A 12,843-nucleotide genomic window follows, 5' to 3' on the forward strand; every position below is an offset into this window, starting at 1 on the left:
TCCGATAGTGCGTCGGCCAGGGCTGGACAAGTCTAGGCCGCGCACGGGGCGCGGCCGTGCTCGCTGCCAGCTATTGGCGGGGTGGCTGCTGCTGGGGTGGCCAGGGCGGCTGGCTGTTCCCCGGTCGGCGTGGGTCGTAGCCGGGCTGGCCCGGCTGAGGGTGCTGCCCCTGGTTCGGCCCGTGCTGCGGAGCCTGGCCCGAATACGGGCCCTGACCCTGCGGGTTCTGGCTGTACGGCGGCTGCCCCTGCGGCGCCTGACCGAAGGGGGGCTGGCCTTGCGGCGCCTGACCATACGGGGACTGGCCGTTCCAGCCACCCTCCTGCGGACGCTGCTGCGGCGCGCGTGACGGTGGGAACTGCTGCGGCTGGCCCTGCTGCCTGGGGTCGAAGCTTCCCGGCTGGGCCGGGTACTGGGTGCCGGGATACGGACCACCGGGAGCCTGCTGCTGGCCCGGCTGCCACTGGGGCGGCTGGCCCTGGTGCTGCTGAGCACGCCCCTGCTCGTTGCCGTACGCGGGCGGCTGAACCTGCGGGCGCTGCTGCCAGGAGGCGCCCTGCTGAGCTTGGCCCTGCCACGGCTGCCCCTGCGGGCCCGCGCTCCCGGGCTGGCCTGGCTGCCCCGTGTGCGGGAACTGCTGCTGGGGCGGCGCTTGCCAACCGGCTTGCGGTGGCTGGCCGGGCTGCCCGGGCTGTGGATACTGCTGGCCCGGATGCCCCACGGCGCTCGGCTGGCCGTACGCGCTCGGCTGGCCCTGCTGCGTGGGCTGCTGGTTGGACTGGCCGAAGTGGTTGGGCTGGCCGTACTGCGCGGGCTGGCCGTACTGTGTGGGCTGGCCGTGCTGCCCCTGCTGCGGAGGACGCCCGAAGGGAGCTGACGGGCCTGCTTGCGAGGTCGGGACAGGGTTTCCGCCTTGTGCACCCTGGGGCGGGTTCACGAGGTGCGGCGGGAGGAAGCCCCGGGCTGCGCCCTCACCTGGTGCAGGCGCCGGAACGGGAGGCGGCCCGCCGACAGGCGGCGCGACGGCCGACGGCGGGGTCCGCTCCCAGCGGGGCGAAGCGTCGAACGGCTGCCAAGGGGCTCCAGGAGCCGCAGTCTGAGCCGACGCCGATGGAAGCCCCACGGACGGGGGCACAGCGGTTTCTGCCCGCTGCTCTGCGCGTTGCGGCGACTGGACGTACGGGGCCGATGCGGGAACGACGGGCGGAGGCGGTGTCGGGAGCCCGGCCGGCGGTACGACAGGGACGGGCGCAGGCTGCGCCTCCGAGGTCTGCAGCTCTTGCAACGGCGCAGGGGGTGCATCGTTCGGTGCGTGATCGAGTTTCACCCCCGGTTCCGGAGTAGGCGTGTGCTCGATCTGCGGCTCGGGCTCAGCCGTCGGCTCCTCCTCGGAATGAGCGTCGCTGAACGGTTGCTCTTCGGACGACACCTGCCCCGGTTCAGCTGGCGGAGTGACGTCAGGCGTGCGCTCGGACGCCGCCTCGGGCTCGCTGGTGTCGGCTGCCGCCTCCGGAGACACGCGAGCGACAAGGATCCGCTGCGCGTCGTCGAGGGTGACCTCGACGTTGCCGTCTCTGGTGGAGAGCTCGTAGCTGGACGCGCCCGTGCGGCTGAGCTGCGACTCGCTTCGTGCCGCATAGGAGTGGAGCGCACGCACGTGGTCGCCCAGGACCCCCGCGTCGAGGGCATCCAGGATGGCGCGCGTCGCTCGCTCGGCGGTCGTCGACGTGTCTGGCCCCGCTTGCACCATGAGGTGCACGTGAACGCCCGGCGCGGCCTCGAGAACAACGCTGTCACGCGATCGGGTGAGGGCCTTCGCTGCGAGGACCAGCAGAAGCGGCGCGGTCTCGTCGGTCTTCACCACCGAGGACGAGAGCTGCTCCGGCCCGCCATCGAGCACGAACGAACGCACCCGTCCGGCAAGCGCGATGGCCTGCTCGGGGAAGTTGTTGACGTTGTTCCAGCCCCACATCCACGTGCCCGCGCTCTGCGCGACGCTCCCGATGAGCTGGACCGGGAGCACCGTCTCGCTCGGCTGGGTCTGGTAGGTGATCGACGGAGCAGTCAAATCGACATCCCATCCGGCGTCGCCGAGCTGCTCCGTGAGCTGCGCCTGCGCGTCGAAGTGGAGGATGGCGGCGTCGTCCGCCAGATCTTGCAAGCTCACGCTGAGCATGGTTCCCCGTTCCTCCGCGGCGAGCCGATGCCACGGCCTGCACACTGTAGCCGAGCGACCGGGCCGCAGCCTCGGAGTCCGCTCCTGGTCATCGGACCCTCCGGGTCGCTCATTCTGCTTCTGCTCGCAGGTGCTCCACTGCGCTCGGGCCACCCTCGAGCAGCAGGCGGAAGCCGTCGGCGTCGAGGATCGGAATGCCGAGCTCCTCCGCCTTCGTCAGCTTCGAGCCAGCACCGGGGCCCGCCGCCACGAAGTCCGTCTTCTTGGAGACGCTCCCCGCGGCCTTCCCGCCCGCCGCGATGATCGCCTCCTTCGCGCCGTCGCGCGTGAACCCCTCCAGGGTTCCCGTCGCTACGACGCTCAGTCCGGAGAGCGGACCATCCGCGCTCGACATCGCGCCGGGTCCGGGGTGGTTCGGAGTCGCGAAGCGAACGCCGGCCGCCCGCCAGGCGTCGATGATCTCGCGGTGCCAGTCTTCTGCGAGCCACTCGACGATCGCGTCGGCGATCGTCGGCCCCACGCCTTCGACCTGAGCCAGCTCCTCGGCGGGAGCTGCCTCGATGGCCTCGAGCGAACCGAACCAGTCAGCGAGCGCCCTCGCCGCGACGGGACCGACGTGGCGGATGTTCAGGGACACGAGCTGACGCCAGAGGTCCTTGGTCTTGGCGACTTCGAGCTGCTCGAGGAGCGTCGTCGCCTGCTTCGACGGCTCCACGAGCCGGAAGTCCTTCTTGATGCCGACCTTGCGTCGCTCGGCCGGCGTCATGTCCTCGGAGCCTGGCGGGTACACCAGCGAGACCTTCTGGAACGGGGCGCGTCGCACGAGCTCGCCCGTCTCCTCGTCGGTCTTGGGCTCACCCGTCTCAGAGTCGCGGACGACGACCTCGATGGGCACGATCTCCTCGAGCGTGAGCGCGAAGAGCCCCGCCTCGGTCTCGAGTGGTGGCCGCTCGGGCACGGTCGGCTGGGTCAGCGCGGCAGCGGTCACCTCGCCGAGGGCATCCACATCGAGTCCTCCCCGCGAGCCGATGTGCTCGACGCGCCCGCGAACCTGGGCGGGGCACGACCGGGCGTTCGGGCAGCGCAGATCGACGTCGCCCTCCTTCATGGGCCGCAAGGGCGTGCCGCATTCCGGGCAGTCGCTCGGCATCACGAAGTCGCGCACGTCATCGCCGCGCAGCTCCAGGACGGGGCCGAGCACCTCGGGGATCACGTCTCCCGCCTTGCGCAGCACGACGGTGTCGCCGATCTTGACGCCCTTGACGCGCACCACGTCCTGATTGTGGAGCGTGGCCATGCGCACCACGCTGCCCGCGACCTTGACGGGCGCCATGATCGCGAACGGCGTCACGCGCCCGGTGCGGCCGACGCTGGCCGCGATGTCGAGGAGCTTCGTGTGCACCTCTTCGGGAGGGTACTTGAAGGCGATGGCCCAGCGGGGGGCACGGCTCGTCATGCCGAGCTCGTCGTGCAGGTCGAGCTCGTCCACCTTCACGACGATGCCGTCGAGCTCGTGCTCGACGGAGTGGCGTTCTGCGCCGTACTGCTCGACGAACTCCACGACCTCGTCGACGGATGCGGCGACCTTCGCGTACGGGGTGACGGGCAGCCCCCAGCCTGCGAGGAGCTCGTAGACCTGGCTCTGCGATTCGACGGGGGGCGACGGCCAGGCACCGATGCCGTGCACGTACATCTGGAGCGAGTGGAGGCGCAGCTCACCGGCCTCACGTTCCAGGCCGCTCTTCTTCTCGAGCTGCTGGCGCAGGCCTCCGCTCGCAGCGTTGCGGGGATTCGCGAAGTCCGGGAAGCGCTTGGTGGCGCGGGCGAGCTCGGCGTCTTCGTCGAATACTCCGCGCGACGCGGCCGGGCGTGCTTCCCACCTGGCCCGGTACTCTTCAACCGCACGGGGCCGAAGGGAAGCCTGGAACTCGTTGAGCTCCTTGAACGCGGCAACGGGGATGAACACCTCGCCGCGCACCTCGACGATCGGCGGGTGCCCCTCGCCTGCGAGGACAGCCGGGATACCGTCGATCTGCAGCGCGTTCTGCGTGACCTCCTCGCCCGTGCGCCCATCGCCACGGGTCGCCGCAGTCACCAGCTTCCCGTGCTCGTAGCGCAGCGCGATGGCGAGGCCGTCGATCTTCAGCTCGGTCAGCCAGTCGACGCGTCGGCCCGCGGAGGCTGCCGTCTTCGCGCACCATTCCCGGAGCTCGTCGATCGAGAACACGTTGTCGAGCGAGAGCATCCGTTCGGCGTGCTCGATGGGTCGCAGCCCCTCGGCGACACCGCCGCCGACCGTCTGCGTGGGCGAATCCTGCGACTGCAGCTCCGGATGCTCGCGCTCGAGCTCGTCGAGCTCGCGGACCAGGGCGTCGTACTCGGCATCGGAGACCAGCTGCACGTCTCGCTCGTAGTACGCGGCCTGGTAACCGGAGACGAGCTCCCGCAGCTCCTCGACGCGAACTCGCGCGTCGTCGAAGGTCGTCATGCTGACGCCCCGGAGCGCGAGTTGAGCGTCGCCATCGCGGCCTTGCGGCTCACATTGAGCAGCCATTCGTTCTTGGCGGCCAGACGTTTCGCCGCGCGTTTCTCGCTGGTCGTCTCGAGATAGCTCTGCACGATGCCCACCACGGCGATCAGGCCTGCGAACACCGCGAAGACGATCTGCCAGGTCGGCTCGAGCTGCATGAGGAAGCTCGAGGCGAGGAACACGGTGCCGCCGATGAGGAACCAGAGCACCAGGGCGAGGATCCAGTCTTTCGCGCCGAAGTTCCGAGCCTCGAGGGTGCAGCGCTTGGCGAGCTGCAGCGCGGGAGCAGCGAAGTGCGCGTCGTAGTCAGCGCGCCACCGATCGGGATCGGACAGGTTCCTGTACTGCGCCGCCCAGCGCTCCGCGCGGTCGGTGAGCAGATCCATCGCTTCGCCGTCCTTGAGCGGGCCGCCCTCGGTCTGCTTGCTCATGCTGCCTCCTGCCCGTCTGCGCTGCGTGCCTGGGCAGCCCCCGCAAGGGTCTCGGCGGTCTGCACGGCACTCACTGTGCGGTCGATCGTGAACTGGCCGAGCACGCGCGTGCCGACGTAGACGACGGCCGTCTGGCCCGGGGCGACGCCGACGAGGGGCTCGTCCACGCTGACACTCCACTCGACGCCCGGGACGGTCGCATCGTCGCGGGTACTGGCCGCGCTGGCGTGAATCCGCGCGGTCGCGGGCACCGGGTCGGCGTGCGCGCGGATCTGCACGTCGCAGCGGAACTCGCCGTCGCTCTCCGACGTCGCGGCACCGGTCCAGCTCATCCGCTGGCCTGCGATTTCCGCGATCCTCAGCGCTTCCTTCGGCCCGACGACGACTTCATTGGTCTTCGGACGGATCTCGAGCACGAACCGAGGCTTGCCGTCAGGTGCGGGCACGCCGAGACGGAGCCCCTTGCGCTGGCCGACCGTGTAGGCCGTCGCGCCGTCGTGCTCGCCGAGCTTCGCCCCTGCACTGTCGACCACCTCGCCCGTCGCGGTCCCGATGCGGTCGCCGAGCCAGCCCCTGGTGTCGCCGTCAGGGATGAAGCAGATGTCGTGCGAGTCAGGCTTCTGGGCGACGCTGATGCCTCGCTCGGCGGCCTCTGCGCGGACCAGGTCCTTCGAGGGCGTGTCTCCGAGCGGGAAGTAGCAGTGCTCCAGCTGCTGCTGGGTGAGCACGCCGAGCACGTAGGACTGGTCCTTGGCCCAGGCGCTCGCCCGGTGCAGCTCGACGAGCCCGTCCTCGCCCGTCTCCAGCGTCGCGTAGTGGCCGGTGCAGACGGCATCGAATCCGAGATCGATGGCCTTCTCGAGCAGGGCCGCGAACTTGATCTTCTCGTTGCAGCGCATGCAGGGGTTCGGCGTACGACCCGCGCTGTACTCGGCGATGAAGTCGTCGACCACGTCGAGCTTGAACCGCTCGGAGAAGTCCCAGACGTAGAACGGGATGCCGAGGAGGTCGGCGGCACGGCGCGCATCCATCGAGTCCTCGATCGTGCAGCACCCACGCGAGCCTGTGCGGAGCGTGCCGGGCATTCGGGAGAGCGCGAGGTGCACGCCGATCACTTCGTGCCCTGCCTCGACGGCCCGGGCTGCTGCGACGGCGGAATCGACCCCGCCGCTCATGGCGGCTAGAACTTTCACCGGATAAGTGTACGTCGGGCCTCCGACAACGCTTCTGAGGAGTTCCGGGACTCTGGTATTTTGACCGTGTCCAGCGCCAACGACCGAAGATGCTCACAAGGGAGGCCGCGCGTGAGCGACATCCGAGACTCCCCTGCCCGGTTCGCGTCCGACCTCCAGTCACTTCGCGAACAGGCGGGCAGACCCACCATCGTGAGGCTCGCCGAGTCGGCCGGGATCTCCAAGAGCGTGGTGGGAGACGCCCTCGGCGGAAACCGGCTGCCCACGGCGAAGACCGTGGAGCGGCTGGTCACGGCGCTGGGTGCCGACCCAGCCCCTTGGCTCGAGCGTCGCAGCGAGCTCGTGGCCCCTCCGAGGGTCGAGCTCCCGCCCGCGATCATCGAGCAGACGGAGGACTGCCCCTCGCCTGTGGCGTCCGGCACCCAGGATGCGAGCGCGGAGGCTCGACTGCCCACCTCTGAGGCGCCGACGCCCCTCCCGCCTCCCATCACGAAGCGCAGGCTCGTGTCCACCGCCGCAGCAGCCGCGCTCGTCTCAGCGGCCGTGACGAGCGGCGTCTGGTTCGGCATCGGCCAGCTGCAGACTGCGGACGACCCATTCGCCGGCATCTCCGACGGGCTGGACCCCATGCAGACGGTGTGCCGCGATGACGCGGTGGTCGCAGCCAGCGAGATGCGGGAGCGCGAGACGCAAGTGCAGCTGATGTACTCGACGAGCTGCAAGGCCGTGTGGGGCCGAGTCACGAGGTACGACGGCGAGGCGGCAGGAAACGAGCTCACGATGTCGGTGTACCCCGCCGTCGACCGCGACTCGGAGCGCCGCCAATCGGTCTCGGCCTACGACGTGCAGTCCGTCTACACGCCGCTCGGCATCAGCCCTGCGACCAGCGCGCGCTGGTGCGGGCTGGCGATCATGACCGCCGACGGGCAGACGATCGACCTCGGGCCGGAGCTCTGCATCTAGCGAGGCCCCGAGAGCCCGGGCCCGGAGCCGATTCAGCCGACGTGCGTCGCTGATGTGGTCGTCGCCGGCTCCTTGCCAGTCGCCAGGGGCTTCTCCTTGAGGAACGACAGCGCGACGATGGAGATGACCGTCAGTGGCACGAGCGCGAGGAAGATCGGGATGAGCGCCTCGTTGTACGAGCCGACGATGATGGCGCGCAGCTGGTCGGGGAGCTGCGCGATCGCGGCGGGCGTGAACGAGCTCGCGCCGTCTTCCGGTGCAGCACCGGCGGGCAGCCGGTCGGCCACCATCTGCGTCAGGCGTGCGGCGAACACGGAGCCGACCACCGCAGAGCCCAGCGTTGCGCCGACCTGCCGGAAGTAGTTGTTGGCGGCGGTCGCCGTTCCCACGATGCGAGCCGGGAACGAGTTCTGCACGATGAGCGTGAGCAGCTGCATGCTGCCACCGAGCCCGATGCCCATGATGCCGAGGGCGACGCAGATCATCCACACGGGGCTCTCGACGGTGACGAACGACAGCACGACCAGGCCCGCACCGAGCACGGCGGCGCCGGCGATCGGCACCCACTTGTACCGACCCGTGCGAGACACGTACTGCCCGCTCAGGATGGACGTGATGAGGAGCGCGCCCATCATGGGCGTCATGAGCAGACCGGACACGGTCGGACCGGAACCCGTCACCATCTGCAGGTACGTGGGCATGTAGCCGAGCGTGCCGAACATGATGACACCCGTGGCGAGGCTGGCGATCGTGGTCAGGATGAAGTTGCGGTCCTTGAACATGCCGAGCGGCATGATCGGGTTCGCGGCGCTGCGCTCGACGAAGACGAAGCCGACAGCGGAGACCACCGCAAGCGCGGTGAGGAGCAGGATCGTCGGCGAGGTCCACGCGTACTGGGACCCACCCCAGGTGCCGACGAGCACAAGGGCGGTCGTGGCGAGCGAGATGAGCGCCATGCCGCCGACGTCGATGCGCGTGCGCTCGTGGACGGGGCGCTTCGGCAGCCGGAGCAGGAAGATGGTCGCGAGGAGCGCGAGGGCGCCGAGGGGCAGGTTGATCCAGAACACCCAGCGCCATCCCGGGCCCTCGGTGAACCAGCCGCCGAGCAGCGGGCCGGCGACGGACGAGAACGCGAAGACCGCGCCCATGACGCCCATGTACTTGCCGCGTTCACGAGCCGGGACGACGTCCGCGATGGCCGCCTGGGAGAGGATCATGAGACCACCGCCGCCGAGGCCCTGCACGATGCGCGCACCGATGAGCAGCTCGATGGATGGGGCCAGGCCGCCCAGCACGGAGCCCACGATGAAGAGGCCAATGGCGATGAGCAGCAGCGGCTTGCGGCCGAAGAGGTCGGAGAGGTTCCCGTAGACCGGCATCATGACCGTCGAGGCCAGGATGAAGGAGGTCACGACCCAGCTCATATGCTCGACGCCGTGCAGCTCCCCGACGATGGTCGGCATGGCGCTCGAGAGCACCGTGTTGTTGAGCGATGCCATCAGCATCGTGACCATGAGCCCCAGGAAGAGCGGCACGATGCTGCGGCGGTGCGCGCTCGCTGCGCCCGCGCCGGTCGCTGGCGTGGCGGGCCGCGCCTCGGCCCTGGTCCGGGCTTCTGCGCCGGGGGCAGCGTCGGCGCGAACCTGCGAATCGATGCTGGGGGGAGTCGTCATAGGGCTTCTGAGATCGCTTTCCGGAAGATGTCGATGGAGTGGTTGATGGCGGCTTCCCTGTCTGCCAGAACTCCTTGGGGGTCGTTCCTGCTCGTGAAGCGCAGGATGGTCGCGGCGAGCGAGAGGAGCGCCTTCGCCGACTCGATGCCGTCTGGCAGCGACTCCGTGGAGCTGTCGCCGCCCTGCTCGGTCAGGATCGAGAGGACGATGTCCTCGGCCGCGCTGATGTGGCGCCTGAGTCGTTCCTCGAGCACGGGGTGCTGGTCGGCGAGCGTGCGTCGGCGTGGGAAGTCGTCGTGGTCGGGAATCGCCGAGTCGAGCACCGCGAGCATGAGCCGCATGGTGCGACCGAAGGAATCGCCCTCGCCTGCCCGGAAGTCGTCGAGCGCACCCTCGGGGAGCGTGGGCGCCTGCATGCCGAGCACCGCGTCCTCTTTGCTCGGGAAGTAGTTGAAGAAGGTCCTCCGCGAGACACCCGCACGCTCGCTGATGGCGTCGATCGTCGTCTCGTCGAGGCCGCGCGCGATCGTCAGATCGGCGGCGGCGTCGTGGATGGCATGCCAGCAGTCGATGCGGTTGCGTTCGCGAAGGGAGAGAGCTGGGTTCGACACCCCTCAACAATATGCATGAGTGCAAACTTTCACAAGTGCAAGAATCCTGGGGAGCTGCTGGGTACAGTTGCACCTCGTGTCATCTCTCCCCTCCCAGAACCCTTCGGAAAGCGCCCGGTCACCGTGGATCTGGACGGCCGTCGCCGTCCTCGCGCTTGTCCTCCTCGCTCTGAATCTGCGGACGGCCGTCACCAACGCCTCATCGATCTTCGACCTCATCTCGGTCGACCTCCCGCTCGAGGGGACGACCACCGGCGTGCTCACGATGCTGCCCCCTGTGGCCTTCGCGATTGCGGGCCTCATCACCCCGTGGCTCCTCCGCCGGGTCCGCCTCGAGCTGCTCATCGTCGTCGCGCTCGCCGCGATCATCGCCGGCCACCTCCTCCGCGGGGCCGCCCCGAACCTGCCGACGCTGCTCGGCGGCAGCGGCATCGCACTGCTCGGCATGGGTATCGGCAACATCCTCCTGCCGCCGGTGGTCATCACCTACTTCCGCTCGCACATCCCCGTCATGACCTCGACCTACGCGATCATCGTGGCGCTGGGCACGATGCTGCCGCCCCTCGTCGCGGCGCCCGTTGCCCTGGCCAGCGGATGGCGGACCTCGCTGTCCATGTGGGCGATCGTGGCGGCTTCCGCCGCAGTGCCGTGGATCGTGCTCCTCGTGCGCGCACAGGTACGCTCAGCCCGCGGCCACGTCGCCCCGACGACCGGGGCGGTGACGCTGCCCGACGGCACGCGCGCCAAGCCCGCCAAGTCCATCTGGCTCTCGAAGCGGGCGTGGGCGCTCGCGACGACCTTCGCCGTCTCATCGATGAACGCCTACTGCTGCTTCGGGTGGCTGCCCACGATCCTGCAGGAGCGGGCGGGCGCCGACACCGTCGCAGCGGCCGGCTACCTCTCGCTGTTCGCAGCCATGGGCATCCCGCTCTCCCTCGCCACGCCGCTCGTCATCAAGCACCTCGGGACGACGTGGCCCCTCATCACCGCCGCCGCCGGCTTCGCGCTCGGCTACGCCGGCCTCATCTTCGCTCCAACCGCGGCTCCCGTCCTCTGGGTCGTCCTCATCGGCTTCGGGCAGCTCATCTTCCCGATCTGCCTCACGCTCATCGGTCTGCGCGCGGCGGGTCAGCGGGGCTCGGCGATCCTCAGCGGGTTCGTCCAGCTCGTCGGCTACGCCCTCGCGGCCCTCGCCCCACTCACAGTCGGGGTGCTGGCGACGGCAACCGGCAACTGGTCGATCTCGCTTGGGCTCCTGGCCGTGCTCACGCTCGGCGTCATCCCGCTTGCCCCGGCGCTCGCCGGCACATGGAAGATCGAGGACGAGATCCAGCTGGCTCGGTAGACGAGCGCCGCCGCGTCAGCGCGACTCAGGTCTCGAGCTCGGGCTGGACGTCGGTGCGCTGCTCCTCGTGGAGCGCCGCGTAGAGGCCTCCCCTCGCCATGAGCTCGGCGTGGTTCCCGCGCTCGACGATGCGGCCTTCGTCGACGACGCAGATGAGGTCGGCGTCCTTGACCGTCGAGAGGCGGTGCGCGATGGCCAGAACCGTGCGGCCGCGTGAGGCCTCGTCCAGGGCACGCTGCACGAACCGCTCCGATCTCGTGTCGAGCGCGCTCGTCGCCTCGTCGAGGACCAGCACGGCCGGATCCTTGAGCAGGACCCTGGCGATGGCGACGCGCTGCTTCTCGCCGCCGGACAGACGGTAGCCCCGCTCCCCCACGAGCGTCTCGTAGCCGTCGGGGAACTTCGAGATCGTCTCGTGGATGTTGGCCTGCCTGCAGGCCTCCTCGATCTCGGCCTGCGTCGCGTCCGGCTTCGCGAAGCGCAGGTTCTCGGCGATCGACGCGTGGAACAGGTAGCTCTCCTGGCTCACGATGCCCGTGTTGGCGATGAGCGCGTCGTGGTCGAGGTCGCGCACATCGGCGCCCGCGAACCGCACGGCACCTGACGAGACCTCGTAGAGCCTGGGTACGAGGTAGCCGATCGTCGTCTTCCCGGCACCGCTCGGCCCGACGAACGCGACGAACTCCCCCGGGCGGACCGTGAAGGACACGTCGTCGAGCGTGGGGGCCGAGTCGACCTCCGCGTCCGGGTACCGGAACGAGACGTGCTCGAACTCGACCTCGCCGAGCCTCGACTCGTCGAGCGCGATGGGCGCAGGCGACGGCATGATGGCAGGCCTCAAGTCGAGGTACTCGAAGATGCGCGCGAACAAGGCCTTCGACGTCTGCACCTCCAGGCCGATGCGCATGAGCCCGATGAGCGGCATTGTGAGCCTGGTCTGCACCGTCGTGAACGCGACGATCGCACCCGCCGTGAGGTCGACGCCGCCGGTGATGAGGTAGGCGCCGACGATGTAGACGGCCGCGGGCACCAGCGAGAACACGATGGACACGAAGGCGAAGAACGTCTGCCCGCTCATCGTCTGCTTCACCTGCAGCCCGATCTGCCGGTCGTTCTCCGAGCGGTACCGCTGCCCTTCCGCCTCCTCGCGCCCGAACGACTTCGCGAGCAGGATGCCGGAGACGCTCAGCGATTCCTGCGTGATGGCGGTCATCTCGGAGAGCGACTCCTGCGTCTTCGTCGCGATGCGGGCGCGCACCTGGCCGACCCGCCGCTGCGCCCAGACGAGCGCCGGCATGAGGACGAACGCGATGATGGTCAGCTGCCAGGAGAGCAGCGCCATGGCGACGACCGCCGCGAGGACCGTCACGATGTTGCCGACGACACTCGTGATCATCGACTGCAGCGTGGACGCCACTCCGCCGACGTCGTTCTGGAGGCGGGACTGGATGACCCCGGTCTTGGTGCGCGTGAAGAACGCGAGCTCCATGCGCTGCAGGTGATCGAAGAGGCGCACGCGCAGGTCGCCCATGACGGAGTTGCCGACGCTGGCGGTGAAGTAGGTCTGCACGACCCCGAGCGCACTCGAGGCGACCCACAGCACCGCCATGAGCCCGACGATCTTCCACAGCTCGCCGATGTTCGGCCCGGTGCCTCCCGGCGGGAAGAGGCCGACGTCGAACGCCTGCTCGGTCAGCAGCGGGGGCAGCACCGAGATGGCCGCCGTGATGAGCACCAGCACGAGCGCGATCGCGATCTTCCCGCGGTAGGGCGAGAACAGGTGAAGCACCCGCTGCCAGAGGCCGTCGATCTGCGGGGCCTGCTCGTTCGCTGCCCGGATCACGGATTCGTCCCGCATACGGCCACCGGCGGGTGGCCCGCTTCCTGCACCTCGCATCGTCATGGCGTCAGCGTAGGCGCA

Annotated in this window: 9 protein-coding genes; 2 read left to right on the forward strand and 7 right to left on the reverse strand. The window is 69.5% G+C overall.

The window, feature by feature from the left end:
* Window positions 1-70: 70 nt before the first annotated feature.
* From C5C17_RS09655 to mnmA, 4 genes are all read right to left on the reverse strand, one after another.
* Window positions 71-2,167 carry a DUF6882 domain-containing protein gene (locus tag C5C17_RS09655; RefSeq protein ID WP_146079127.1) on the reverse strand — a complete coding sequence of 699 codons (2,097 nt, stop codon included), beginning with the start codon at window positions 2,165-2,167 and terminating at the stop codon, window positions 71-73.
* 118 nt (window positions 2,168-2,285) lie between these two features.
* Entirely contained in the window at window positions 2,286-4,664 is a 2,379-nt protein-coding gene (gene ligA / locus C5C17_RS09660) for an NAD-dependent DNA ligase LigA (protein ID WP_104253168.1), read from the reverse strand.
* Window positions 4,661-5,137: a hypothetical protein gene (locus C5C17_RS09665; RefSeq protein WP_104253169.1), complete on the reverse strand. Its 477-nt coding sequence runs from the start codon at window positions 5,135-5,137 to the stop codon at window positions 4,661-4,663. Before C5C17_RS09665 ends, ligA begins: the two co-directional genes overlap by 4 nt.
* Complete coding sequence (gene mnmA / locus C5C17_RS09670) at window positions 5,134-6,330, reverse strand: tRNA 2-thiouridine(34) synthase MnmA (RefSeq protein WP_258066132.1); 1,197 nt, start codon at window positions 6,328-6,330, stop codon at window positions 5,134-5,136. The genes C5C17_RS09665 and mnmA overlap by 4 nt, the downstream gene beginning before the upstream one ends.
* Window positions 6,331-6,441: 111 nt before the next feature.
* Here mnmA and C5C17_RS09675 point away from each other — a divergent pair, with 111 nt between their 5' ends.
* On the forward strand, window positions 6,442-7,293 hold the full coding sequence (locus tag C5C17_RS09675) for a DUF2690 domain-containing protein (protein ID WP_104253171.1): 852 nt from the start codon (window positions 6,442-6,444) through the stop codon (window positions 7,291-7,293).
* Window positions 7,294-7,325: 32 nt separating this feature from the next.
* On the opposite strand, the gene C5C17_RS09680 is transcribed toward C5C17_RS09675, so the two are convergent.
* Both C5C17_RS09680 and C5C17_RS09685 read right to left on the reverse strand, forming a co-directional pair.
* Window positions 7,326-8,966 carry an MDR family MFS transporter gene (locus tag C5C17_RS09680; RefSeq protein WP_104253172.1) on the reverse strand — a complete coding sequence of 547 codons (1,641 nt, stop codon included), beginning with the start codon at window positions 8,964-8,966 and terminating at the stop codon, window positions 7,326-7,328.
* Window positions 8,963-9,577 carry a TetR family transcriptional regulator gene (locus C5C17_RS09685; protein ID WP_104253173.1) on the reverse strand — a complete coding sequence of 205 codons (615 nt, stop codon included), beginning with the start codon at window positions 9,575-9,577 and terminating at the stop codon, window positions 8,963-8,965. Before C5C17_RS09685 ends, C5C17_RS09680 begins: the two co-directional genes overlap by 4 nt.
* A 76-nt stretch (window positions 9,578-9,653) precedes the next feature.
* Here C5C17_RS09685 and C5C17_RS09690 point away from each other — a divergent pair, with 76 nt between their 5' ends.
* Window positions 9,654-10,922 carry a CynX/NimT family MFS transporter gene (locus C5C17_RS09690; protein ID WP_181028539.1) on the forward strand — a complete coding sequence of 423 codons (1,269 nt, stop codon included), beginning with the start codon at window positions 9,654-9,656 and terminating at the stop codon, window positions 10,920-10,922.
* Window positions 10,923-10,947: 25 nt separating this feature from the next.
* Here C5C17_RS09690 and C5C17_RS09695 read toward each other — a convergent pair whose 3' ends face one another.
* Window positions 10,948-12,819: an ABC transporter ATP-binding protein gene (locus tag C5C17_RS09695; RefSeq protein ID WP_104253227.1), complete on the reverse strand. Its 1,872-nt coding sequence runs from the start codon at window positions 12,817-12,819 to the stop codon at window positions 10,948-10,950.
* Between the last annotated feature and the right edge of the window lie 24 nt (window positions 12,820-12,843).

Origin of the sequence: Pseudoclavibacter sp. RFBA6 (assembly GCF_002931575.1) — a bacterium.
Classification (GTDB): domain Bacteria; phylum Actinomycetota; class Actinomycetes; order Actinomycetales; family Microbacteriaceae; genus Pseudoclavibacter; species Pseudoclavibacter terrae.

Bases quoted from the DNA above. Each gene is read 5' to 3' on its own strand.
- ligA (WP_104253168.1), bottom strand. From the start codon at position 4,664: ATGACGACCTTCGACGACGCGCGAGTTCGCGTCGAGGAGCTGCGGGAG.
- C5C17_RS09665 (WP_104253169.1), bottom strand. From the start codon at position 5,137: ATGAGCAAGCAGACCGAGGGCGGCCCGCTCAAGGACGGCGAAGCGATG.
- C5C17_RS09680 (WP_104253172.1), bottom strand. From the start codon at position 8,966: ATGACGACTCCCCCCAGCATCGATTCGCAGGTTCGCGCCGACGCTGCC.
- C5C17_RS09695 (WP_104253227.1), bottom strand. From the start codon at position 12,819: ATGCGAGGTGCAGGAAGCGGGCCACCCGCCGGTGGCCGTATGCGGGAC.